This is a genomic window from Streptomyces sp. WAC00040 (genome assembly GCF_056835925.1).
Genome location: NZ_JAKQZE010000001.1, coordinates 1,107,497 through 1,131,710 on the forward strand (window position 1 = coordinate 1,107,497; position 24,214 = coordinate 1,131,710).

At 70.0% G+C, this 24,214-nt stretch carries 19 protein-coding genes, 1 tRNA gene and 2 pseudogenes; 11 read left to right on the top strand and 11 right to left on the bottom strand.

The genetic code is table 11. From position 1 onward, the window contains the following. Positions 1-268 precede the first annotated feature (268 nt). Positions 269-1,558, top strand: coding sequence for a M6 family metalloprotease domain-containing protein (locus MDN94_RS04980; RefSeq protein ID WP_482724747.1), 1,290 nt, complete (start codon positions 269-271; stop codon positions 1,556-1,558). Here MDN94_RS04980 and MDN94_RS04985 read toward each other — a convergent pair. Further along, positions 1,533-3,269 (bottom strand): class I adenylate-forming enzyme family protein, encoded by a 1,737-nt coding sequence (locus MDN94_RS04985; protein WP_482724748.1) that lies wholly within the window; start codon positions 3,267-3,269, stop codon positions 1,533-1,535. The genes MDN94_RS04980 and MDN94_RS04985 overlap by 26 nt on opposite strands. A 259-nt stretch (positions 3,270-3,528) precedes the next feature. On the opposite strand from MDN94_RS04985, the gene MDN94_RS04990 reads away from it, so the two are divergent. Both MDN94_RS04990 and MDN94_RS04995 read left to right on the top strand, forming a co-directional pair. After that, positions 3,529-5,361 carry an AMP-dependent synthetase/ligase gene (locus MDN94_RS04990; RefSeq protein ID WP_482724749.1) on the top strand — a complete coding sequence of 611 codons (1,833 nt, stop codon included), beginning with the start codon at positions 3,529-3,531 and terminating at the stop codon, positions 5,359-5,361. Between the two features lie 195 nt (positions 5,362-5,556). Then, a tRNA-Arg gene (locus MDN94_RS04995) sits at positions 5,557-5,632 on the top strand. An 89-nt stretch (positions 5,633-5,721) separates the two neighbouring features. On the opposite strand, the pseudogene MDN94_RS05000 reads toward MDN94_RS04995, so the two are convergent. Both MDN94_RS05000 and MDN94_RS05005 read right to left on the bottom strand, forming a co-directional pair. Next, positions 5,722-6,439 (bottom strand): annotated as a pseudogene (locus MDN94_RS05000) (tyrosine-type recombinase/integrase). After that, positions 6,439-6,624 (bottom strand): annotated as a pseudogene (locus MDN94_RS05005) (helix-turn-helix domain-containing protein); the annotation flags it as partial. The pseudogenes MDN94_RS05000 and MDN94_RS05005, both read right to left, overlap by 1 nt. Positions 6,625-7,427: 803 nt before the next feature. Here MDN94_RS05005 and MDN94_RS05010 point away from each other — a divergent pair. Both MDN94_RS05010 and MDN94_RS05015 read left to right on the top strand, forming a co-directional pair. Next, entirely contained in the window at positions 7,428-7,676 is a 249-nt protein-coding gene (locus MDN94_RS05010) for a hypothetical protein (protein ID WP_482724750.1), read from the top strand. 323 nt (positions 7,677-7,999) lie between these two features. Further along, on the top strand, positions 8,000-8,326 hold the full coding sequence (locus MDN94_RS05015) for a hypothetical protein (protein ID WP_482724751.1): 327 nt from the start codon (positions 8,000-8,002) through the stop codon (positions 8,324-8,326). A 6-nt stretch (positions 8,327-8,332) separates the two neighbouring features. Here MDN94_RS05015 and MDN94_RS05020 read toward each other — a convergent pair whose 3' ends face one another. From MDN94_RS05020 to MDN94_RS05035, 4 genes are all read right to left on the bottom strand, one after another. Beyond that, positions 8,333-8,623 (bottom strand): hypothetical protein, encoded by a 291-nt coding sequence (locus MDN94_RS05020; RefSeq protein ID WP_482724752.1) that lies wholly within the window; start codon positions 8,621-8,623, stop codon positions 8,333-8,335. A 330-nt stretch (positions 8,624-8,953) separates the two neighbouring features. Then, a complete protein-coding gene (nhaA, locus tag MDN94_RS05025) occupies positions 8,954-10,252 on the bottom strand; it encodes a Na+/H+ antiporter NhaA (protein ID WP_482724753.1) in 1,299 nt (432 codons plus the stop codon). 244 nt (positions 10,253-10,496) lie between these two features. Next, positions 10,497-12,035 (bottom strand): alanine/glycine:cation symporter family protein, encoded by a 1,539-nt coding sequence (locus MDN94_RS05030; RefSeq protein WP_482724754.1) that lies wholly within the window; start codon positions 12,033-12,035, stop codon positions 10,497-10,499. A gap of 916 nt (positions 12,036-12,951) precedes the next feature. Beyond that, the gene (locus MDN94_RS05035; RefSeq protein ID WP_482724755.1) at positions 12,952-13,638 is read right to left on the bottom strand and encodes an NAD(P)-dependent oxidoreductase; all 687 of its coding nucleotides are present in this window, start codon (positions 13,636-13,638) and stop codon (positions 12,952-12,954) included. 224 nt (positions 13,639-13,862) lie between these two features. Here MDN94_RS05035 and MDN94_RS05040 point away from each other — a divergent pair, with 224 nt between their 5' ends. From MDN94_RS05040 to MDN94_RS05050, 3 genes are read left to right on the top strand one after another with little or no spacing between them, the layout of a single operon-like run. Beyond that, the gene (locus MDN94_RS05040; RefSeq protein ID WP_482727007.1) at positions 13,863-14,762 is read left to right on the top strand and encodes a LysR family transcriptional regulator; all 900 of its coding nucleotides are present in this window, start codon (positions 13,863-13,865) and stop codon (positions 14,760-14,762) included. Between the two features lie 60 nt (positions 14,763-14,822). After that, positions 14,823-15,029, top strand: a complete 207-nt coding sequence (locus tag MDN94_RS05045; protein WP_482724756.1) for a hypothetical protein — start codon at positions 14,823-14,825, stop codon at positions 15,027-15,029. A 56-nt stretch (positions 15,030-15,085) separates the two neighbouring features. Next, on the top strand, positions 15,086-15,271 hold the full coding sequence (locus MDN94_RS05050) for a DUF1737 domain-containing protein (RefSeq protein WP_482724757.1): 186 nt from the start codon (positions 15,086-15,088) through the stop codon (positions 15,269-15,271). A gap of 68 nt (positions 15,272-15,339) precedes the next feature. On the opposite strand, the gene MDN94_RS05055 is transcribed toward MDN94_RS05050, so the two are convergent. From MDN94_RS05055 to MDN94_RS05070, 4 genes are all read right to left on the bottom strand, one after another. Next, complete coding sequence (locus MDN94_RS05055) at positions 15,340-15,747, bottom strand: hypothetical protein (protein ID WP_482724758.1); 408 nt, start codon at positions 15,745-15,747, stop codon at positions 15,340-15,342. A gap of 173 nt (positions 15,748-15,920) precedes the next feature. Further along, complete coding sequence (locus MDN94_RS05060) at positions 15,921-16,871, bottom strand: adhesin (protein WP_482724759.1); 951 nt, start codon at positions 16,869-16,871, stop codon at positions 15,921-15,923. Positions 16,872-16,980: 109 nt separating this feature from the next. Next, positions 16,981-18,951 carry an MFS transporter gene (locus MDN94_RS05065; protein WP_482724760.1) on the bottom strand — a complete coding sequence of 657 codons (1,971 nt, stop codon included), beginning with the start codon at positions 18,949-18,951 and terminating at the stop codon, positions 16,981-16,983. Positions 18,952-19,123: 172 nt separating this feature from the next. Next, positions 19,124-21,640, bottom strand: a complete 2,517-nt coding sequence (locus MDN94_RS05070; protein WP_482724761.1) for a serine hydrolase — start codon at positions 21,638-21,640, stop codon at positions 19,124-19,126. Positions 21,641-21,861: 221 nt separating this feature from the next. Here MDN94_RS05070 and MDN94_RS05075 point away from each other — a divergent pair, with 221 nt between their 5' ends. The 3 genes from MDN94_RS05075 to MDN94_RS05085 all read left to right on the top strand — a co-directional run bounded on the left by MDN94_RS05075 (position 21,862) and on the right by MDN94_RS05085 (position 24,143). Beyond that, complete coding sequence (locus tag MDN94_RS05075) at positions 21,862-22,593, top strand: GOLPH3/VPS74 family protein (RefSeq protein ID WP_159690978.1); 732 nt, start codon at positions 21,862-21,864, stop codon at positions 22,591-22,593. A 298-nt stretch (positions 22,594-22,891) separates the two neighbouring features. After that, positions 22,892-23,761 carry a helix-turn-helix domain-containing protein gene (locus tag MDN94_RS05080; RefSeq protein ID WP_482724762.1) on the top strand — a complete coding sequence of 290 codons (870 nt, stop codon included), beginning with the start codon at positions 22,892-22,894 and terminating at the stop codon, positions 23,759-23,761. Positions 23,762-23,933: 172 nt separating this feature from the next. After that, positions 23,934-24,143: a DUF397 domain-containing protein gene (locus MDN94_RS05085; RefSeq protein ID WP_005316323.1), complete on the top strand. Its 210-nt coding sequence runs from the start codon at positions 23,934-23,936 to the stop codon at positions 24,141-24,143. Positions 24,144-24,214 lie beyond the last annotated feature (71 nt).

Sequence of the window (24,214 nt, forward strand, 5' to 3'; positions counted from 1 at the left end):
TCCGGGACGTCGGCGCTGAGGTCCCGTGAGGTTCCATGGACCCCAACCGGGGACCGTATCCCCGTTTCAGCGGAGACACGGGTTCAAACGGGGAAACGATCCCCGGTTATTTCCCCTGACTGCTGTGACCTGAGCCACATATGCCTTCCGTCGGGAAAACCCCCCGATCGGACCACCCGACGCGCGCCCTGCCACCGCCAGACACAGGCTGTTCGAAGTGAGCGCAGCCAGGGCCCGGCCTGCTGCCGCGGCCCCCGGAGGCGATCACGTGGAGCAGACCCGCCACCGGATACGCAGACGTGGCAGGCTCGCCGGACTCGCCGCCTTCGCGGCCCTGACGCTGGCCGCCTTGACCACGGCGAGTTCTACCGTCCCGGCCCCCGACCGGCTCTATGCCGGACCGAGCGCGGCGCCCGACGCCGTGGGCCTCGGACCCTGCCGCATCCCGTCGGGCATCGGCGTCCAGATGTCGGAGGGCCTGCCCACGCCCGCCGGTTACAGCCGCTCCACCGGCGTGGTCCGCGCTCTCAACCTGATGATCGACTTCCCGGACGCGGAGGGCAGCGGTTCCGCCCTCGACCGGCTCGCGGAGTTCTTCCCGCAGACCTCGCAGTGGTTCGCCACCAGCTCGTACGGCCGGCTCAGCTACCGGCCGCACGCCCCCGTGACCGACTGGCTGCGGATGCCGATGCCGTTCGCCGCCTACGGGATAGAGCGCGGCTCACCGTACGAACCGGGGTACCGGCAGCTCGTCGAGGACCTGGTCACCGTCGCCGACCCGAAAGTGGACTTCGCCCAGTACGACCTCGTCAACGTCCTGGTGACCCCCAACGCCGGCCCGTCCGCGCTGGACACCGTGCTCTCCGTGACCTTCTCCGGCAACGACGCGGCACCGGTCGCCGACGGTGTGCCGCTCGCCAACACGTCCTTCGTCTACAGCCGTCAGGACGACGGTTCCGGGTCGTACTCGGAGACCGGCTACCGCGTCCTGCCGCACGAGAACGGCCATGTCTTCGGGCTGCCCGACCTGTACACGGCGAGCGGCGGCGGTTCGGTCGGCCACTGGGACATCATGTCCGAGGACTGGGGCGCCAACAACGACCTGCTCGGCTGGCACAAGTGGAAGCTCGGCTGGCTGGACAACAGCCAGATCGGCTGCGCCGCCTCCCCCGGCACGACCGAGCACACCCTCACCCCGCTCGCCACACGCGGCGGCTCCAAGGTGGTGGTCGTGCCGCTGGACGAGAGCACCGGCTACGCGGCGGAGGTGCGCACCAGGGCCGGGAACGACGACCACGTGTGCGAGCCCGGCGTGCTCATCTACCGCGTCAAGTCCGACGTCGACACCGGGCAGGGCCCCGTGACCGTCTCCGACAGCGACCGCGACAGCGGCGGCTGCACCCGGGGCGCCAACGTCCACGCGGAACTCTCCGACGCCCCCTACCGGCCGGGCCAGACCTTCACCGATCGCGAGAACGGGATACGCATATCGGTGGTCGACAAGGACGAGAACGGTGTCTACCGGGTCCGGGTCACCCGCTCCGAAGCGACTCCCTGAGGACCCTCTTGAGGATCTTGCCCGTCGGGTTGCGCGGGATCGGCCCGTCCCGCAGCAGGACGCGGGCGGGCACCTTGAAGGCGGCCAGCCTCCCGCCGACGTGCTCCCTCAGGTCCTCGGCGGTGACCGTGGCGCCGGCACGCAACCGGACCACGGCCGCGACCTCCTCGCCCAGCAACGGGTGCGGCACGCCCAGCACGGCGGCGTCGGCGACCTCGGGGTGGTCGTGCAGCACCGCCTCGACCTCGACGCAGTACACGTTCTCGCCGCCCCGGACCACCATGTCCTTGATCCGGTCGACGATGCTGACGCGGCCCTCGCGGACCGTCGCGAGGTCCCCGGTCCGGAACCAGCCGTCCTGGAAGGCGGCCGCGCCGGCCGGCTCGTCGCGCCAGTAGCCGCGTACGAGCGACTGCCCGCGCAGCCACAGCTCGCCGACCTGCCCCTCCGGCAGCGGCGCGCCGTCGGTTCCGGCGATCCGCACCTCGGTCGCGGGCGAGGGCATGCCCACACTCCTGGGGTCGTCGCGGTAAGCGTCCCCCGAGTTGGCGAGCACACCGCCGCACGTCTCGGTCAGTCCGTAACCGCTGCGGGGCTCGATCCGGTGCCCGTAGCGGGCGGTCAGCCGGGTGACCAGATCGGGCGGGGCGGCCGCACCACCTGTACTGAGGTGGCTGAGCGTCGCCAGGTCCGACCCTGTGCTCTCGGCTGCGTCGAGAAGCTGGAGCGCCGTCGTCGGCACGCCCGAGTAGTGGGTTACGCCGTGCTCCCCGATCAAAGCGACGGCCTTCTCCGCGTCCCATTTCCGCATCAGGACGAGGGTGCCGCCGACGCCCATCATCGAGTACAGCGTCGTGAACGCGGCCACATGGAAGAACGGGAACGTCATCAGGACCACCGGTGCGGGCCCCTGACCGGGCAGCACACCGCGCGCCAGCGACGCGGCCACCGCGTGGTAGCGGGGGTGCAGGGCCGCGCCCGCCTGCGCAAGATGCGTGGCGACGGCGCCCTTGGGACGGCCGGTGGTTCCGGAGGTGTAGATGATCGTCGCGTCGTCCTCGGCGGCGACGTCGACGGCGGGCGGCGCGGCCAACGGGTCCGCCACGGGGAGGTCCTCGTACCGCTCGACCCCGTCGGCACGTGCGCCGGCTGGCCCGTAGTCGTGACCGTCCTGAGCCCCGTCGAAGTGTCCCTCGTCGTGCCCGTCCTCGTGGAAGACGACGCAGCGCGCGCCGTTCCGCTTCCGCCACTCCTCGACGCGCGGCAGCCGCTCGCCGTCCACGAGCAGCACGCGCGGCGCGCAGTCGTCCAGCGCGTAGGTCAGCTCCTGCTCGGTCCACCAGGCGTTGAGCGGGACGGCGACGAGGCCGGCGAGCTGCGCCGCCCAGAAGGCGATCTGCCACTCGGGGTGGTTGCGCATCGCCACGGCCGCCCGGTCCCCGGGCCGGAGCCCGTACACGTCAACGAACCGCCGGGCCAGGGCGGAGGCGGCAGCGAAGAACTCGCCGTAGGTGTACGTGCCGCTCTCCGCCACGAGGAACGGCCTGTCCCCGAACGCCCACGTCGCCTCGACGAACTCCAGCAAGGTGCGCGGCCCGTTCGCGTAGATCAGCCCGCCGTCCTCGCCCCGTACGACTTCGAAGGGAGCACCGGGAGCGGTGAGGGCGGCTTCGGGGTACGAGTGCGACACGGGCGGCCTTCCTAAGCGCATGCTCAGTACGTCCGCGACGCTATGCCGCTCCCCGGACCCCGTCAAGCGCCGGCCGCCTGCCCGGCCCGCTCCCCCGCCGCCTCCGGCACCCACCGGCCGCCGACCGGGTTCCCACTCCCGACGTACTGCCGTAACCCGGTCTTAATCGCGCATGCGACCGAACGGGGTCAAGCCCCTAGGCAGCCACGTGAATGGCCGGTACTTTGCGCCCCTGCCCGCTGCGAAACGCGGCGCGGCGGTGGCTCATCAAGGGGGTACTTTGCGCGACTTCAGCCTTCCGCCGCTGGTGGAGACCCTGGCGACGGGAAGCCTTGCCGACTCGGTGTACGACGTGGCCGAGCGCACCCCGAAGCTGTTACAGCTGTCCCGGCGCGTCAGCGGCCCGGGCGGCGACGAGTGGGTCCCGGTGACCGCGTCCGAATTCCGTGACGAGGTGGCGGGGTTGGCGAAGGGCCTGCTGGCCGAGGGCATACGGCTCGGCGAGCGGGTCGCCGTGATGTCCCGGACCCGCTACGAGTGGACCCTGTTCAGCTATGCGCTCTGGTCGATAGGCGCCCAGGTCGTACCCGTCTACCCCACCTCCTCGGCGGACCAGGTCCGTTGGATCCTGTCGAACACACAGGTGGTTGCCATCGTGGTCGAGCACGAGGACCACGCCATGACGGTGGGAGCGGCCTGTGACGGACTGTCGCTGCTCCGCTCGATGTGGCAGCTGGACTCGGGCTGCGTCGAGCGGCTGACGGAGCGGGGCCGGCAGGTGCCGGAGAGCATGGTGCACCGTCACCGCCGGGCGGTGGGGCCGCAGTCGGTCGCCGCCATCACGTACACGTCGGGCACCACCGGCCGGCCCAGAGGCTGCGTGATCACCCATGCCAACCTGGCGGCCGAGTGCGACACCCTGTACACGGGCTGGAGAAGCATCCTCGCCGAGCCGGGCGAGCAGCCGTGCATTCTCGCGTTCCTGCCGCTGTCGCACATCTACGGGCTGATGGTGCAGGTGGCCTGCATCCGGGGCGGCGTCCGGATCGGACACCAGCCCGACATCTCGCCCGACGCGCTGCTGCCGGCACTCGCGTCCTTCCGGCCGACCTACATCTTCGCCGTGCCGTACATCTTCGAGAAGATCTTCAGCAAGGCCCGCCGGGCGGCTGAGCAGGCCGGGCGGGGGGAACTGTTCGACAAGGCCGTCGACACGGCGGTGCGCTACGCCGAGGAGGCGCAGCGGCGGGACACCGGGGAGGGGCCCGGGCCGGGACGCATGCTCAAGGCCAGGCACGCGCTCTACGACCGGCTGGTGTACCGACGGCTGCGTGCCGTACTCGGCGGCCGCGTCCGGCACGCCACATCCGGCGGCTCGACCCTCGACCGGGAACTCGGCCTGTTCTTCGACGGCGCCGGGATCACCGTCCACGACGGGTACGGGCTCACGGAGACCACCGCCGCGGTGACCAGCCAGCCACCGGGCCGCCCCCGGTTCGGCACCGTGGGCCGGCCGCTGCCGGGCTGCTCCGTGCACATCGCCCAGGACGGGGAGATCTGGGTCCGCGGCGACGTCGTCTTCGCCGGCTACCACAACGACCCGGTGGCCACCGGGGCCGTCCTGCGCGACGGCTGGCTCGCGACGGGCGACGTGGGCTGGCTCGACGACGGCTACCTCGTGATCACGGGACGCAAGAAGGACATCATCGTCACGAGCGGCGGGAAGAGCGTCAGCCCCCGGATCCTGGAGGACCGGCTGCGCCGGCATCCCCTGATCTCGCAGTGCCTCGTGGTCGGCGACAACCGGCCCTTCATCGCGGCCCTGATCACGCTGGACCTGGAGGCGTCGAAGCACTGGTACCAACTGCGCGGGAAACAACTGTCGTTGCCCCAGGCGGCGACGATCGACAAGGAGCTGCACGCGGAGATCCAACGGGCCGTGACCATGGCGAACAGCGCGGTGTCCCGGGCCGAGTCGATCCGCGCGTTCCGGATCCTCCCGAACGAGTTCAGCATGGACGACGGCCTGATGACGCCATCACTCAAGCTGCGACGGGGCGCGATCGTGAAGGCGTACGCGGCGGACATCGAGGAGCTGTACGCATCGGGCTGAGCCCGAGGCGATCGCAAAGCGGCGGGGCGACCGCTCCGAGCTGCCGCCCCGCCCGGCCCCGGCTCCGACTCCGGGGGCGGGCCCGCCATGCTCGGGTGCCACGCCGGGAACGCCTCTGACCTGCGGAAACGAGAATGTTGCCAGTGCGTATCCCTTATCCGCTAGGCTAGTCGCCGGATCTCGGCCGAGGTCCATGCCTTCGTAGCTCAGGGGATAGAGCACCGCTCTCCTAAAGCGGGTGTCGCAGGTTCGAATCCTGCCGGGGGCACCAGCGCAAAGACCCCGGACCGATCATGGTCCGGGGCCTTTGGCATCAGCTTCTGACATCAACGAGGGTGGTCACTCACGGCCGTGCCGCCGCTAGAGCAGCCGGTCCATGTGGCTGATCGCCTCGCGCCGCGTGTCCTGGACGACGTGCGTGTAGACGTCCATGGTGTGCTGATCCGACTGTGCCCGAGGATCTCCATCACGACGCGAGGAGCGACCCCGGCAGCAGTGAGCAGGGTGCCGGGCATCGTTCAGCCGGATCACGCGGAGGCCGGCGGAGTCGGCGACGCGGGTGAAGGACCGGTACACGTTGCGCGGCTCGAGCGGGCGACCCTCGCGCCAGGCAGCCGTCAAGGCGGCGCGCATCACCCGGTGCCGTTCCTTGGCAGTGGCCGCGGTGGTCTTGTTCTCCATCTGGACGACGAAACGCCGAACGTCGGCAGCGCCCCGTGATTCGAGCCGCTTCGAGCCGCTTCGAGCCGAGCATGGGCACGAGGTACAGCCGGACGTGCGCCTCGTACTTGTCGTACGTGCTGAGCTTGCGGCCCCGGCTCGATGACGATGTCCAGCCGGTACGGCAGCCACTCGGACAGCCTTGCCGACCGGGTCGGCACGGGCACGCCCTGGTCGACCTTGACGAGAGTTCGCGGCGGATGGCCTCGCACTCGGCCCAGGTCTTGCCGTAGGCGAACTTCCGGGCGCGGGCGCCGTCCGGCTGGAGGACGCACACGGCGGCCTGATAGCGGCCTTCCTCGCGCTCGGTGATGGTGCCCGCGCCATTGGGATTGCGCTTGCGCTGAATGACCGGCAGGCGGCCTCATCGATCTCGCGGACGATGAACTCCCGCAGTGCGTCAGCCAGTACGCTCCTGGCGCGGCCGATCGTGATGGAGGTCAGGCGGCGTGAGCGGATGAGGTCGTAGACCGTGAAGCGGCCGAGCTTGAGCCGGGCCATGACCTCGGGCACGGTCAGCAGTTCGGCGGTGGCGGTGGTCATGCTGCGGCTCACGGTGCCTTCGAATCCCTCCAGTGGCAGCCCCTGTTCAATTGGGAGAGCATGACGTTATCGAATCGACCCCGTTGCCGAGAGGATGCGTCATGGATAGTTCGTCACTGACGACCATTGAGGCCGCAGTCAGCGACGGGAAATCCGTCATGTCTGCGGATACGAGCACGGTGGTGGCCGCCATTCAAGACTGCTTGCGAAACGGCCGGTCAGCGACATTCTACGTCTCTCATGACGCAGCTTCAGCCGTACACTCGTGGTTTTGGACTCCTCGGCGGATCAGAGAGGCCGCAATGGAGCCGGTGACGAAGGAAGAGAAAGCCAGGATTCAATCCGAGTTGGGGATCAAGGATACCGGGCCTCTCTACTCCAACCGCATCACATGCGAGTGCGGGAAAGTTTACGGCGCTTTCGAATTCGTGCAGCAGGGAATTCGGGAGCATGGGCGCGATGTGGTCGGCGCCGTCCTGGAGCTGGAGAATACCTCTGTCGTTCGAGTAAACCCTCACAACATCGCCATCTGTGCCAGTTGCAACAGAAGGTTGATGCAGGGGCACTACTACTGCTGGCTCAATGGGTACTGCTGCTGTGCTGAGATCTAGGCGGAGAAAGTCTGGATTTCGGGCGAGCCTCATGTGGGTGGGTGCTGCAGCAGCCGACCGGAGCGCCTGGCGGCAGCAGATCCGGCAGTACGGCTCTCGACTGAACTGAAGGAGCCGAGCAGCCGGCTCAGCAGACCTCAGCGACCGGCTCGCCCGTAGTTCGTATCGAGGGGCGGACCTGAGGTGACAGGCATGAGCACGCCACCAGTCTGCCCACGCTGCGGCCAGGACCGGCTCCACCCCTACCGCTTCAAGAACGATGGAGCGGCGTTCTTCCTGTGCACCGAGTGCGACTCGCTCTGGTGGCCGCAGACCGGGACGGACATCGCCAACGCGTTGTTCCTCGATGACGTCGTGGCAGCCAGGCTTGGCGAGGAAGGCAACCCCTGGACCACGCGCCTGTGGGCCGACGTGACCGAACCCCTGCCAGACGACGGCTGACGTCAACGACCGCGGACAGCCGTAGCCTGCATCTGTGCTGAGGGGAACGCCGGCCCGCGGTCGGAGGGCCCACGCGGCGCGTCCGTCGAACTCCTGAAGCGGGTGTCGCAAGTTCGAATCCTGCTGACGGCGGCCGTGGCAAAGTCCAGATGTGCGGCCAGCCGAGTCCCGGCTGTCGGCCACCGGAATTCCAGGTGGATGGCCGTCTGACCAGTGGTGTTCCTGATCACTTCCTTAACTGGAGGAGACCCCTCCCCCGTTTGCTGGTGTTTGCACGCATCAGCTACCGGCCGGAGAGTTCCTGTGAGTCTGACACGGAGATTATGGAAATCCTTGAGTCGTACGACCTGACCGGGACGGTCTGGTCGGCGGCGACCTTGACGGGGCACGACCCGAAGACGGTCAAGAGGTATGTCGAGGCCGCAACGGCGGGCGTGGGCAACGACAAAGTCGACCACGCCCTCGGACTCGCGGCCACGGCCGGACGCTTCGCCGACGACGACCTCCTCTCCATCCTGGGACACATCGCGGACAGCAAACCCGCCGGCGAGGTCGTCCGCGCGGACGAAGCCCACTCCATCCAGAACGGAACCACCGGCTGGCAGCTCGGTCAACTGCGACCCGTCCCCAGGGAGTTGACGGCCGACTGACTGCGGTCAGTCCCCGACGAACCACAGATACCGGTGCACTCGCTGCTGGACGACCTGGCACAACTCGCGGGCCTGCCCGACCCAGTCACCGCCGCAAGCGGCGGGGAGCCGGTCGAGTTCCGCCAGCAGTAGCGGCACCTGCCGGTGGTTGAAGACCGCGTCGCCATACGGGTCCAGGGCCCAGAGCATCGGAAACTCCGCCGGGTCCAGATCCGCGAATGCAGCGGTCCACTCCACACCACCCTGGGCCCGGGCCACGACGCTCCCGCGGTCGCCCCGCACCGACATATTGATCATCGGCCGAACCTATCGGCGCCCGCCCCGCCCCACGAAGGAATTAGCCACTATGACGTTTCCCCAGGCCCCGGCGCTGCCCGAATGCGCCGCACGCGCCTGCCCTACATGCGCAAAGCGGCCCCGGACGTCCTGGCCACCGCCCGAGCCCAGCGGTGGGATCCCGCCGAGGTCCTGCGGCTGCTGATGGCCGAGGAGGGCACCGGCCGCGACGCGGCCACCCGGCGTCCTCGCCGCCGCTCTGCGAACTTCCCCACAGGCAAGACCTTGGGGTCCTGGCGGGCCGAGGACTCCACCATCCGCCGAGGCGGCGCCGCGTGGTGCCTTTGCATTTCAGTGCTCGCCGGTGCCCGCTCGCTGATAGATGTCGGGGATGCCGTCGGCGTCCTCGTCGCGGGTCTCTTCCTCGTACAGGCGTCGGTAGATCCCGTTGCGACGCTTGATGAGAAAGGCCGCCGAGACGGCGGCGATGAGCGAACCGATCAGGACTGCGGCCTTGACGTGCTCTTCGGCGGCCGGGTCCGGGAACGCGAGTTCGCCGATCAGCAGGGCAACGGTGAAGCCGATGCCGGCCAGGACGGCGAGAGCGAGGACGTCCGCCCAGGCGAGCTCCGGGTTGAGCCGGGCACGGGTGAACCTGGCGGCGAGATAGGTGCCGGCGAAGATGCCCAGGGTCTTGCCGATGACCAGCCCCAACACGACCCCGAGGGGTTCGGGCCGGGTGAAGACCTCGCCGAGCGACGCCACCGATATGCCGACACCCGCGGCGAAGAGAGCGAACAAGGGGACCGCGACGCCGGCCGAGACGGGATGGAGCAGATGCGAGGTGCGCTCGGCGGGTGAAGCGGTCTCGCCCTTGTCGCGGGTGGTGCGCAGGATCAGGCCCATGGCCACACCGGCGACGGTGGCGTGGACGCCGCCGTTGTACATCAGCGCCCAGGTCACGATGCCGAGCGGGACGTACCACCACCAGCCGCGCACGCGGAAGCGCTGCAGCAGGTAGAAGATGACCAGGCCGGCGATGGCTCCGCCAAGTGCCAGAAAGTTCAGGTCGCTGGTGAAGAAGATGGCGATGATGAGGATCGCGCCCAGGTCGTCGACGACGGCGAGCGTGAGCAGAAAGGCGCGAAGCGCGGCAGGCAGGTGGGTGCTGAGGACTGCCAGGACGGCGAGTGCGAAAGCGATGTCGGTGGCCATGGGGACCGCCCAGCCGGCCAGGCTGCCGCCGCCGGCCATGACGGTGCCGGCGTACAGGGCGGCAGGCACGATCATGCCGCAGACCGCAGCGATGACCGGGAGCGCTGCTGTGGCCGGGGTGCGCAGCTCGCCCACGACCAGTTCACGCTTGAGTTCGATCCCGGCGACCAGGAAGAAGATGCTGAGGAGCCCGTCGGCGGTCCAGTGCTCCACGGAGAGGTCCAGCCCGAGTGCCGGTATGCCGAAGTGGAAGTCGCGGATCTGCTCGTAGACGCCGCTCCACGGTGTGTTCGCCCAGACCAGCGCCACCACGGCGGCCGCCAGGAGCACCAGCCCGCCGACGGTTTCCGTCCGCAGGGCCTGGACCACGGCATTGCGCTCCGGAAGCGGCAGCAGGCCGAGGAAGGGGGAACGTTCGCGAGGGGCGGCAGCCATCAGGGAGACCTCCGGGCGTCGGATGCGGGCATACGAGCCCAAGGACGCCGACCAGACTTCCCGGCACACCGCGCGTCGGAGGCGGCCGCCCGAAGGCGGGCACTGACGCGTTGTTCACACCCTAGCCGCTGGTTCCAAGCCCTGCCAGACCGTGTTTCACCTGCGGGAATGCCGTGGACGGCATGGCAAGCGGGCCCGTCCACACCAAGGCGCGAGGTGTGGGCGGGCCCGCTCAGAAGCCGGGTCAGACGGTGCTCTTCACCGACTCCTGGTCTTCGTCGTCCTCCGGGCTCTCGCCGGCCTTGCGGGCGCGGACGAACTCCAGGAAGGAGTTGAGCTCCCGCTTGACGACCGGCGCCAGCAGGTAGAGGCCGATGATGTTGATGACGGCGAGCATGAACAGCACCGCGTCGGCCATGTCGATCAGCGTCTGCAGCGTGAGCAGCGAACCGGCCACGGCGAACAGGGTGTAGACGACCTTGTAGACGGTCTCGCTGGCCTTGCTGCGGCCGAACAGGTACGTCCAGGCCTTGAGGCCGTAGTAGCCCCAGGTGAGCACGGTCGAGATGGCGAAGAGCATGACCGCGATCGTGAGGATGTACGGGAACCAGGGCAGCACCGTGGCGAAGGCGTCCGACGTGATGGTCACGCCGCCGATGGACCCCTCCTGCTTGCGGGCCTCGGCCCAGCTGGCGGGGTTGGCCACAACAATGGTCAGCGCCGTCATGGTGCAGATGACCACGGTGTCGATGAAGGGCTCGAGGAGCGCGACCAGGCCCTCGCTCGCGGGGTGCTTGGTCTTCACCGCGGAGTGGGCGATCGGCGCGGAGCCGAGGCCGGCCTCGTTGGAGAACGCTGCTCGCTTGAAGCCGATGATCAGCGCACCGAGCACACCGCCCGCGACGCCCTCGGGGTTGAAGGCGCCCTCGATGATCGTGCCGACCGCGGACGGCACGGCGGAGACGTTGACCAGGATGACGACCAGGCAGGCCGCGATGTAGATGGCGGCCATGGCGGGCACGAGGCGGCTGGTGACCGAGGCGATGGAGCGGATGCCGCCGAGCAGGACGATGCCGACGAGCGCGGCGATCAGGATGCCGAAGAACAGGGCGCCGGCCGAGGAGCCCATCATGCCGCTCTCGCCGCCGGTGACGGAGACGAGCTGGGCGTAGGACTGGTTTACCTGGAAGAGGTTTCCGCCGAAGAGGCCGAAGAAGAGGATCATGATCGACGCGAGCACGGCGAGGATCTTGCCGAGGGTCTTGCCGTTCTTGCCGAACCGGTCGGTCAGGCCCTTGGGCAGGTAGTGCATCGGCCCGCCCGAGACGGTGCCGTCGGCGTGCACCTCTCGGTACTTCACACCGAGGGTGACCTCGACGAACTTGGTGGCCATGCCGAGCAGACCGCAGAGGATCATCCAGAACGTGGCACCGGGGCCGCCGATGGAGACGGCGACGGCGACACCGGCGATGTTGCCGAGCCCGACGGTGCCGGAGACGGCCGCCGTCAGTGCCTGGAAGTGGTTGACCTCACCGGCCGACCCCTTCTCGTCGTACTTCCCTCTGACCACGTCGATGGCGAGCCGGAACTTGCGGAGCTGGACGAAGCCGAACCATGCGGTGAAGACCAGACCGGCCACCACCAGCCAGGCGACGATGAGCGGCAGGTCGGTGCCGCCCACGGGGACGGCGTAGAAGACGACCTCACCCAGCCATTTGGCGATGGGCTCGAAGAATCCGCTGACGGCTTCGTCGACGGATGTGGTCATGGAGTCGAGTGACACGTTGGCTACCTCGATGGCGCAGGACCGGCGCGGAGGGGTGTGCGCCGGTCGATGTGCGGGCTTTGAGCGAACGCCGTTGTCCGATCGGCGACCCGGGGCGAGCGGTCCGCGGACTCGGACCGTGGTCACCCTGGGCTTGCTTGCCGGCCCGGAGCCGGCACTCCGTGCCGCGGCCGAGCGGGGCCGCCGACGGAGATGCGCATGTCTACCACGACACTTACAAGATCTTTAGTGAGGCAAGTCACATAACGGTCAGTAACATTGGAAAGTCCCAGCGAGCGACGCCAGACCGTTATGCGGAACTCGAGGTCCGTTCATCGGACACCTATATCCCCACGGGTGGGAGTGTGCGACACACGCCCCCTCCCCTGCGGCGCGGTGGCCGCGCGCACCAGGGGGCGGCAAAGCCCTTCGGAAGCGTCTCGGACGACCGCCGGCGGGCGGACTTCCGACGGGCCACAGTACCGGCGGTCGCGGGAACGCCGGCGCCCGTCACGCCGAGGCGAACGGCGAGGCCTGGTTACTGCTCTCCGCGCGCATGAGCGGAAGCGTGCGGCACGGCCAGCCCGTATCCCGACCTCTTGGCGGCTGACGCCGGTCGTCGACATCAACGACGAAAAGCACGGCGATGAGCGATCAGCTACAACCTCGGCGCCGGCTCGGGCCTCGACTCCGGCGGTGGTGGCGCGGGAGCCGCCTGCACGTCGCGCGCGGTCCGAGGCCGGCTGCTGCCTCGGCGGTCGCCGGATCCGCCCCGGCAGCGGGCTCGTGCCGTGTCCGGCCGTCCCGGAGCGGCGAAGTGGCGGCCTTCCAGGAGTCCGGCTCGATGACCTGCCATTGAGCGACATGATCGGTCGCCGCCGGTCGTCGCCGTGGCCGGTCCGATCGCGAGCCGCGGGCCTGTCCGGCGACCGGCTCACGCAGGCGGGTGTTCGCCGTGGTGGACGACCGTGATCAGGTGGTCGGGGCCGGGGGTCCCGAGTTCGTCGACCACAGCGACGGCCAGGTCCTCGGCGCTGATCCAGGAGCGGCCGTCGGCGCCTATGAGCAACGTGTCGGTGCCGCGCCGATAGCGGCCGGTCCGTTCGCCGGGTTCGAGGAGGGCCGGGGGACTCAGGTAGACGTAGTCAGCGGCATGGGCCTGGCAGGTTCGCAGCTGAGCGATTCCGGCGGCGGCGACCGCCTTGATTTCGGCAGGCACGTACGCAGGGTTGTCGGCGACCAGCAGCTCGCGGTCCCCGGGGCTGCGCAACGCGCCGGCGCCGCCGACCACGAAGACGCGGATCCCGAGCTGTGCGGCGATGTCCAGCACCGTACGGGTGGCGCCGACCAGGAAGTCCTCATCGACCGGCATGGTCCGCACGGTCAGCACGACGGCGTCCGCGGCACCGCTGGAGGCGGAGCCTGCGAGCGTTTCGCGCAGGGCATCCGAATCGCTCGCGTCGGCCGCGATCGGCGTCACTCTCGGGCTCCTCGGGTCCGCACTCGCGGGTTTCCGGGACAGGGCGAGCACCTGGTGTCCGCGTGCGCTCGCCTCGTCGACCACCCGCCTGCCGACCATCCCGGTGGCGCCCAGTACGGCGATCGTCATGCCTGTCTTCATCGGGTCCGTCCTTCTCGTATGTGGTCGGCGCGCATCCGGTCTTCTCGGATCCGGCTTCGGCCTGTGGACCGCGTCCCACTCGTCCCGACGGATTCGGGCACGGCGCCGCGCCGCGATCAACGCGGCCCGGGCAAGAGGTGGGCATGTGATGAAGTCTCGGACCCGCCTCGTCATGGGTCCAACACATGCTTGTCATCACAGCCATGAACCGGAACGATCACGAGGTGGACCTTCAGCAGATGCGCTACGTCGTCGCCGTGGCCGAGACCGGTAACTTCACCCGGGCCGCCGAGCGCTGCTTCGTGGTGCAGTCGTCGCTCAGTCACCGGATCGCCGGCCTTGAACGGGAGCTCGGAGTCAGGCTGTTCGCCCGGTCCAGCCGCCGCGTCGAGCTGACCCCTGCGGGAGCGGCGTTCGTCGCCGGCGCACGTGATTGCCTGGCCGCCGCCGACCGCGCCGCCGCCGACGCTGCCGCCGCGACCGGCTTGGTACGCGGCCGGCTGGCCGTGGGCGTGATCGTGACGACGGCTGCCGTGGATGTGCCGGAGCTGCTGCAGCGGTACCGCGCCCTGCACCCGGACGTCCATGTCGCCCTCCGTTCCGGACGCAGCGATGAACTGGCGGCGGCGGTAAAGAACGGCGACCTGGACATCGCCTTCCTCGGCATGCCGGAGAGCGAACGGCCTTCCGGTGTGGAGTGCGTTGTTCTCGCTCATGACGAGCACGTACTGGTGGTGCCGGCCGGACACCGGCTGGCGGGCGTTTCCCGGGTCACGCTGCGGGAGATCGCGGAAGAGACGTTCGTGGACTTCGTGAGCGGGACGCCCGCCCGGGCCCAGTCCGATCAGGCGTTCGCCGCCGCGAGTCTGGTTCGCCGGGTCGCGTACGAGGTCGGCGTCGTGGAGCTGATCACCCGGCTGGTCGGGCGCGGGCTGGGCATCGCGCTGCTGCCGTCGGCGTTCATCCGGCCGCGGGCCGCCGACGACCCCGAACTGGCACTGGTTCCGGTGGTCGACGGGCCGCACCGCATCGAGTACCTGGCGTGGAGCCGCTTCAACCCCGGCCCGGCCACCCTAGCGATGCTCGCCGTCCTGGGTGTCGGGCCCCCGGCGACAGCATCCTGACCGGGACGGCTTCCTCACGGGTGGCCTCCGCCTTCGCATCTGCCGCACAGGGCTGGCCGGTTGCCGGGGTCCGCGCGCTGGCTCGTCGGGTCGACCGCCGCCGCTGCCTCGGCCCGGCCCGGCGCGGCGGCGGCAAGGCCGACACCGTCATCGCCCATCGCCCTCGCCCTGCTGATGCTGTTCGCCGCGTCCGTCACGGCGCTGAAGTGGCAGGCCGTCGCCGGCCGGTACCCCTTGATCTCCACGGTGGTGCGGCCTTCCCGGTGAAGCGGCCCCGGTCCTCACGCGGCTGGATGGGCGAGGGCTTTGGGATGCTTGGGTCCATGAGCACACCTCCCGACGGTCTGCCCGTCTATCGCGTTCTGACAGGTCCCGACGACGCGGCGTTCTGCCGTCGCGTCAGTGAGGCACTCGAGCTGGGGTACCGGCTGCATGAAGGGCCGGCCGTCACGTTCAACGGTGACCGGGTCGTCGTGGCCCAGGCAGTGGTCTGGCCGGCGGAGCAGTAGGAGGGACCCGGCCCCGGGGCGACGAGAGGGGCGTCCGGGATGTGTCGGGGCGTCCGGGGAAGGCCTCGTCACCAGTCGCAATCGTCGCGGTCCCAGCGGCCCCCGCCCGGATGGTCCCGGTCGTCGCGGCAGTTGTCGTGATCGCGCCAGGTCTGGGACGGGGTGGGCGTCGGTGCGGCGTCCGTGGTGGCGGGGGACGACGACGACTCGACCAGGGCCGACGCCGTCGCAGGGCCCGGTGAGGCGACCGGCGAAGAGGCGGAGGACGGCCGCGTCCCCGCCGCGGTCGAAGGATTCGGGGTGCTCGGGGTGGGCGCCGGGACGTCCGTCGGTGTGATCAGGTTGGGGCGTCCGCCGACTTCGATGTCGGCCACGGGAGCGGGCTCCCCCACGGTTTCGCCGCTGTCGTCCCCGAGCATCAGCACCGCGCCGCCGAGCAGCGCGCCCGCGCCGAGCACGGCGCAGAGGCCGAACAACACCTTGGGGCGTGACGGCGCCCGGTGACGCCCCGTTGTCCGAGCGCCGGGCGTCGCCGCGCACGCCTCGCACGTGCGTCCGTCAGGTCTGCATCCCTCACAAAGCATGACGGACACTATGCAGCACTGCCGTACCCGCCCGCAGGCGGGGTCTCTTCGTTCCGTGAGAGGGCTCACGCGCGGCACTCGGCCCGCATCTGCGCCGCCGCGTGGTGCGCTCCGCCGCGGTCGCCGCCGTCCACGTCCTCGCCCCTGTCGACGAGTTGGACGGTCAGCCGCTGGTCGTGGACCGGCACCTTCTCGACGACGAGGCCGCTGCCCCGCAGTTCGGTCTGGTCGATCTCGAAGACCTTCACCACGCTGCCCGGATCGTCCGGGTCCGACAGCACGTGGTAGGTGGTGGGCCGGCCCGCCACGTCGCGGTCGCGTCCGCTGTCGGGTACGACGACTGCGACCGAGCACGTGTCGTAGCCGCTGCCGACGTACCAGGACCAGGTCGCCCGCCCGCCTCCGTCCTTGGCGCTCCTGCCGGACATGGGGACCGCCGTGAAGCTGCCGTCGCAGCCGTCGCCGCGGTGGCCGCCGGAGCTGACGGTGTACCAGCCGCCGTCGCCGTCGCTGAAGCGGTTCTCCTCGCGGTAGAGCCCGCCTCCCGTGCAACCGGGCCCGGCCCAGGCGGAGTACGCCGGTCCCCGGGCCTGCTCGGGTGGCCGGAACTTCGCGGGTGGCTTCGGGGTGGCGCGTACGGGCGGCGGGGAGGCCGCGTCGCTCGGCGGGTCCGCGGGGGCGATGCGCTGCGGCGCGCCGCCCAGGTCACCGATGTCGCCCGCGCCGGGGGCCGGGCCGTCGCCGGATGCTTCCGAGGCCTGCGAGGTGTTCCCGAACAGGTCCCCGGCAGAGACGGTCAGGGCGGCCAGCGCCACCACGACGGCTCCTGCCAGCAGGAGTCCGTTCCTGCGGGAGAGCAGGAGAAGGCGTCCCGGCAGGGCCCGTCCCGTCGACCGTCCGGGGCCGGGGGGCCCGGCAGACTCGCGCCCGGCCGTCTCACCGGCCGTCCCGCACCTCGGGCAGTTCATACCGGGGAGGGCCTGTGTGCCGTCGCCGCCGCATTGTTCGCACGCCATGTATTCGCACCTGCATCAGTGGACCGACCGATCGGTATGCCGAGCGCGTCCACTATGCACGAGCAGCGGAGGGTGAGGTAGGTGTTAACGCGGGTAAGGGCGAAATGATCTAGCGGAGTTCGTCAGGGCAGGGAGTACCGCGGGGGAACTGGTACGGGGCGGCGAGCCGGTAGGTGCCGGGCCCCGGGGCGAGGAGTTCGGTCCACTCGTCGCCCTCCGTGTCCTTCTCCGCCTTCAGCAGACAGCCGTTGGTGTTGACGAAAATCCTGGGTCCGTCCTCACGGGCCTGTGACTCCGGCGTCTCGTGCGGGCCTTCGACGCCCTTGCCCTCGTCGTCCACGAGGCTCAGCCACGGAGAGTAAGGGACGCGGATCAGCACCCGGCCGGCGTTCTTCACGTGGATGGTCAGCTCGCCCGCCCCCGCATGGTCCACGGTCGCCGGCGGTTCCGCCATCGGCGTCGGGTTCTCGACCGCGAACAGCTGCCAGTTGGCGTCGCCCCAGATACGGGTGAGATAGGGCTGGCCCGCGCGGACGAGCTCCGCCTCCTGCTCGGCTCCGCTCGAGTCCGGCGCCCCCTTCGGCAGCACCACGTAGTGCACCGCCCACCGGTGCAGCCATTCGCGGTAGTCCGCGGAGGTGAGGACGTTCTCCTTGTCGTAGAAGAGGGGGTTGCGCTTCATGTCGGCCTGGCGGTTCCAGCCGCGGGCCAGGTTGACGTACGGGGCGAGGGCCGACGCCTCCCGGTGGCTGCTCGCCGGCACGACCTCGACCCGCCCGCGCTCGGCGTTGACCTCCTGAAGCCGGTTGACCAGCGGTGCGAGCTCGCGGTTCCAGGAAGCCGTCGGGGCCGTACGGACGATGTCGTCCACGCCCTTGTAGCCGATCCAGGTGTTCAGTCCGACGACGGCGATGACAACGGCGTACCACTTACGGGAACGTGGCACGGTGTACGGCAGGGCGGCGAGCAGCACCACACCCGCGAAGAGCATCGGCAGCCTGGACACGTTGGACCCGATCTGCGAGTCGATCGCCCAGGTCAGCAGCGTGCCGACGGCGTAGACCGCGGCGCCGGTGCGGACGGTGCGCCACTCCTTCGGTACGAGGAGGAACACGAGGACGCCGAAGAGGAACGGGAGCGACGTCGACCCGATCGACATGGGCTGTGTGCCGGAGAAGGGGAACAGCCACGCGGACAGGGCCACGACCAACACGGGCGTGAGGCCGATCGCGTACGCCCCCGGCCTGCGGCCGTTGAGGAACAGCGCCGCGGCCACCACGCCGAGGAACAGACCCGCCACGGGGCTTGCCGCGGTGGCGAGACCGGCGAGCGGCGCGGCGACGGCGGCCTTCGCCCAGCGGTGGTGCCGCAGGCGGTGCGGCCAGCAGAAGACGGCGCCGACCGCGCCGAGCGCGAACATCATGCCGAGGCCGAAGGTGACCCGGCCGGACAGCGCGTTGCACAGGAACGCGAAGACGCCCACGAGGGAGCACGCGACCGGGTTGCGCACGGCACGCACCCGGACCAGCATCAGCGCGGTCAGGGTGGCCGACACGGTGCCCGCGAGCATCATGGTCGTCCGCACGCCGAGGACCGACATCAGGTACGGGGAGACCACGCTGTACGAGACGGGGTGCATGCCGCCGTACCAGGCGAGGTTGTACGCCGAGTCGGGGTGGCGGCCGACGAACTCGGCCCAGGCGTCCTGGGCCGCGATGTCGCCGCCGCTGTTGGCGAAGAAGAAGAACCAGAGCAGATGAACGAAGGCGGCCGCGGCCGTCGCGAGGGCGACGGGGTGACGTGAGAGGCGGTCGCGTACGCCCACCGACCGGGTGGGTGCGGGGGCGGGGGCGGAGGTGGAAGTGGAGGTCGATGTGGACGGGAGTCGTGGCTCCGGCAACTGCGGCTTCGACGGCGCATTCGACTTCGCCTGCGGACGGAGCGGTATTCGCGGACCGGTGCCGATGGTGTTGTCGTCGCCGGCCGCGGAGCCGTCGACGGGCCGATCGCCGCTGGTTCCGGCCGTGTTCGTGCCGTGGGTGCTGCTGCCGTCCGTCCGTGTCGGCTCAGCGGTGGTCACTGCGGCTCTCCCCGTCCTGTCCTGCTGTCCGCCGTCGTCCTCCCGGCCGGCCGGCCGCGCCACGATGCTCGCTGTTCGCTTCTCGTTCCACAAGACGCTGCCCGGGCGTCCGAAGTTGCGCCGGGACGCCGGCACGCGGGCGCCCCGGTCTCCCGGGACGCCCGCGCGGCGGTCAGCCGAGGCGGGTGAGCTTGGCGCCGACGCCCGGCTCCGACAGGTCCCGCTGCAGGGCGACCGGTGCGCTGACCTTGCCGACGCCCTCACCCACGGACACCTGGCCGACGACCGTTCCGGCCTTCGCCGCGTGCGGGACCGCGCTGCCGTTCTCCGCGATCTCGATCTTCACCTGGAGACCGGCCCAGCCGACGGCCTTCAGGTCCTTGGTGGCGACGACGGGCGTACGGCCGCCGAGTCCGTCGTCGACGTGCCCGACGACGTCACCCTTCTTGACCACCGTGGCCGAGGTGACGGCCTCCTGGGCCGGCGGGATCAGGGCGATGCTGTAGTCGATCGCCTTCTCCAGCTTCTGCCACAGCTGAGGAGCGTCCTGCGCGCCCATCACTATCCCGACGATGCGCCGGACCTCACCGTCGACGACGGCGTTCGCGGACCAGAGCAGGTTGCCGCCGGCCGGCGTGGACGAACCGGTCTTGATACCGCCGACGCCGTCCATCAGCAGGGCCCGGTCGTTGTTGTTGCGGATCTTGCCGTCGATGCCCGGGATCTCGACCTGCGTCGTGTTCACGATCTCCCTGAACACGTCGTTCTCCATGACCGCCTTGCCGAGCTTGATCTGGTCCAGCGGGGTGGAGACGGTGGTGGCCTTGAGGCCGCTCGGGTCGGTGTAGGTGCTGTTCGTCATGCCGAGTTCCTTGGCGGCGTCGTTCATCTTCTTGACGAACGCCTCCTCGGAGCCGGCGCCCCAGCGCGCCAGCAGACGGGCCGCGTTGTTCCCCGACGGGATCATCAGCAGCTGGAGCATCTGCTTCTCGGTGAACTGCTGGCCTTCCTTTATGGGAGCCGTCGACTCGCTCTTCGCCTTCGACTCCTCCTCGGCCTTCTTGTCGACGGTGATCTTCGGGCCGACCTGCTTGCCGGTGATGGGGTGGTCCCTGAGGATCACGTACGCCGTCATCGTCTTCGCGACGCTGGCGATGGGAGCGGGCTTCTGGGGTCCGTACTGACCGAGACTGCCGACGCCGACGACCTCGGCGGCGCCCTGGCCCTCCGTCGGCCACGGGAGTTCGAGCCTGCCGCCATCGAAGCTGTAGGTCTCCTCCGCGGACAGTGCGAGCGTGGGGTCCGGAAGCGGACGCACGAGCTGTACGACCGCAAAGACGATCAGGAGGAGCAGGACCAGCGGAGTCCAGATCTTGACCCGTCGCACGACCGTGCGGACCGGCGTCTGCGGCGGCGGAGGCGTGTTCGTCAGCTCGGCGAGCAGGTCGAGCGGCGGCAGTGGCGGCATCGGCTGCTGCCTGGTCCGCTCGGCCTCGGCGAGTGACGCGGGAGTCCCGGACGCCGTCGGGAGCGGCTGCGCCGGCGCGGGGGCGGGTGCGGACGGCGCGGAGGCCGCCGGTGCCGGTGCGGACGGCGCAGCGGCCTTGGGTGTCTTGGGCGCGGCGGCCGCGGGACGTACGTCGTCGCGGCGCAGCGGCACGAAGGTGCTGGTGCGCTCGGCGTCCGTCTCCGGCTGCGACGCCGGCTCGGGTCGGGACTCCGGGCGGGACTCCGGCTTCGCGGCGGGCGTGGCCCGCGGGGGCATCTTGAGAGCGGTGGTGGGCTGGTCGACAGCCGGACGCCGCAGCGCCTTGAACATGGTCGTCGGCTGGTCGACACCGTGCCCGTCGGCCTCGACGGGTGCGTCGGCTTCCCTCTTTGCTTCCGCACCCGCCGGGGCTTCGGCTTCGGCGTCTTCGGTGGCTTCGGCGTCGGAGCCGCCGCGCCCGGCGTCGTCCTCGTCCTGGCCGTCGGTGTCGTCGCCGTCGTCGGACCGCTCCGCCGTCGCCGCAGCGGGGTCGTCCGTGGCTGTAGCTGTGGCTGCGTCAGAAGCCTTGGCGTCCGCAGGCCCGGCGCCGTCCGACGTGTCGGCGGCATCGCCCGTGGCGACCGCAGCCGCGTCCTTCGCCTCGTCGCCGTCCGGAGTGGCGTCGCTGGACGTGTCCTTGACGGGCTCGTCGGCCGTGGCGGCCTCCGTGGCGGGCTCCGTGGCGGACGAGGCCTCCTCGGGGACCTCCGCGCCTCCCTCGGCCTCCTCGTCCCGCCGGACGCCCTCAGAGCCCTCCTCAGAGCCCTCCAAGTCCGCGGAGCCCTCGGGCTTCTTCGAGCTGTCGGAGTCCTCGGAGCCGTCCTCCGGCTCGTCGGCCGTCGCCACCCACGCCGCAACCGCGGCGCGCAGGCGTGCGTCATTGCCCGAAGGGGCCGCGTCCGGCTCCTCGGGCGGCGGCGTGGTCCTGAAGACGGCCGTCGCCTGGTCCACGGGGGCCGGGCGTTCCGTCGCCTCGTCCGTCGTCGTCGTGGAGGTGTCATGGCCGGAGCCCTGCCCCTGCGCGGCGTCGCGCCCGGGAGATGGCCGGCGGAACACGGTGAGACGCGGATCCCGCTCCTCCTGAGTCGTCTCCCCCGACGACTTCCGCTGCTCCGACTTGTCGGGGGACTCGCCCGCCACCGTGCCTCCTCCATGAGTCATGTGCCATGCGCCATGCGTATGCCTTCACGAACACCAGGAACCGGCGGCCCGCCGACGGCTCGTGGTGTCCGAACCATCTACCAGTGTCCTGTGTGAGCGCTTGGCTCCCGTGCTAGACGAGAACGACATACCTATCGGTTCCCTAACAAAGCACCCAGGCGCCCTCGACAGACCAATGTGAGAGGGGTCACCCTGTCATTCATCCACGCGGGGAGGCATGGATGGGCAGGAGCCGCAGAACACTTCCGGAGGAGCTTCTGCTGCTCGCTCTGGACCCGGCAACGGGTACCACAGCGCAGCCGCAGTCGCTCGACCTCGGCCTGGCCGGGGCACAGCTAGTAGAGCTGGCTCTGGCAGGACGGATAGCCCCAGACGGGGATCGTATCGCCGTGGTGATGCCACGGCCGACAGGAGATCCGACTCTGGACTCCGCACTGGAGTTGCTGCGCAGACGCGGCAGTCCGGTACGGGCGGTCCACTGGATCGGCGGGCCCCGGCTGGGGCTGCGCCAGATTTACCTCTCGCATCTGGAGCGGTGCGGCATGGTGCATGCCGTTGCGGGCCAGATGTGCGGAGTTCTGCCGACGACTCGCTACCAGGCGACGGACACGGCGATCAGCCGGGACATCAGGGCCCGGCTGGACAGTGCGATCCGCACCGGTGTACCACCGGACCCGCGGACCGCGGCGCTTGCCGCACTGGCCCACGCGGTCGGACTCGGCAAGCACCTGTACCCGGGCAACGAAGGGCGTTCCTCGCGGTCCCGTCTGCGGGACCTCATCAGGCACGACCCGATGGGCGGCCTCGTCGCGCACGCGGTGATGGACGTCCAGAACGGTGTGGCCGCCCAGCCGCGCCGTGCCCAGCCGACGGCCCCCGCAGGCCGCCAGCCGGGACCCGTACCGATGCAGCCACGCCGCAGCAGCATGGCGGCACGTGTCGTCGCGCACTGAGCACGGCACCGCACCACCGCACCACCCGACACCCCTGAGCAGCACCGCGGAACCGGAGCGCTGAAGCGCCGTAGGAAAACCGCGGTGCCGCACAGCACGACCGCCGCACCGTCGTCCCCAACGACCGGTTCGGGAGCCGCAAGTGAACGCGCGGGGCAGCCAGGAGGCTGCCCCGCGCGTTCGTATGTGCGGCCGCGGCGTTCGCGCGTGTAGCCATTTGGCAGCGCAGCGACCACCATTGGTGGCAATCTGCTCAGCAGTAGATACGCACAGCTACGCAGTCGGAGGTGCTGTACCCGTGGCGTCCAACGTCAATCCCACCGTCAGGAGACGCCGATTGGGGCAGGAGCTGCGCCGGCTCCGCGAGCTGAAGGGCATGACGGCGGAGGAGGTCGCGGAGCGCCTGCTCGTCTCCCAGTCGAAGATCAGCCGCCTGGAGAACGGCCGTCGCTCCATCAGCCAGCGCGACGTACGCGACCTGTGCGGGGTCTACGAGGTGGAGGACCACCGGATCGTCGACTCGCTGATGCAGATGGCCAAGGACTCCCGCCAGCAGGGCTGGTGGCACGCCTTCGGTGACATCCCGTACAGCGTGTACATCGGCCTGGAGACCGACGCGGCCAGCCTGCGGGTGTACGAGCCGCAGGTCGTTCCCGGTCTGCTCCAGACGCAGCAGTACGCGGAGGCCCTCATCGCCGGTGCCCTGCCGGAGAGCGGAACCACCGACATCGAGAAGCGCGTCAGCGTCCGTCTGCGCCGCCAGGAGAGGATCAGGGACTCGGAGCATCCGCTGCGGATGTGGGCGGTGATCGACGAGGCGGCGCTGCGCCGGCAGGTAGGCGGCCGGCAGCTGATGCGCGAGCAGCTCGAGCACCTGGTGGAGCTGTCACAGCAGCCCCACGTCACCGTGCAGGTCCTGCCGTTCGAGATGGGCGCGCACCCGGGCGTCAACGGTCAGTACGCGATCCTGGAGTTCCCGGACACCTCCGACTCGAGCGTCGTCTACATCGAGGGCGTGACCAGCGACCTGTACCTCGAGAAGGCCAACGACGTGCAGAAGTACAGCGTCATGTACGAGCACCTGCGCGCGCAGGCCCTGAACGTGGAGCAGACGCGTCAGTTCATCGCGTCGATCGCCAAGGAATACACGGAGGGAGACGCCGCCTGACCCAAGGCGGCGGAACGGTACACCAGAGGCGCCGTGTGACGGAAGAGTCGCATGGAATATGCCATCCGGTCGAGTGAACGCCCGTCTCGCGCCTCTCTGTCGGCGAGTAGCGTCGATCACGCCAGCAAGAACGTTGGCTCGGATCACACCACTTGCCGGAAGCGGAGCGAACATGGCAATCCTTCAGGGCGCGACGGAGAGCTGGACGAAGTCCTCCTACTCCACGGGGAACGGCGCTTGTGTCGAGGTCAAGTCCCCTGTAGTCCAGGCGGTCTCCGTCCGGGACTCGAAAGTCCCCGCGGGCCCGACGATCACCTTCGTCCCCGAGTCGTGGAACGCGTTCGTGAATGAAGTGGGCGACGGCGCGTTCGATCTCGGCTGAGCGCGTCGCCGCCCGCGGTACGCGCACGCGAAGACACGAGCGACGCCCCGCACAAGACAGTACCGAGAGCC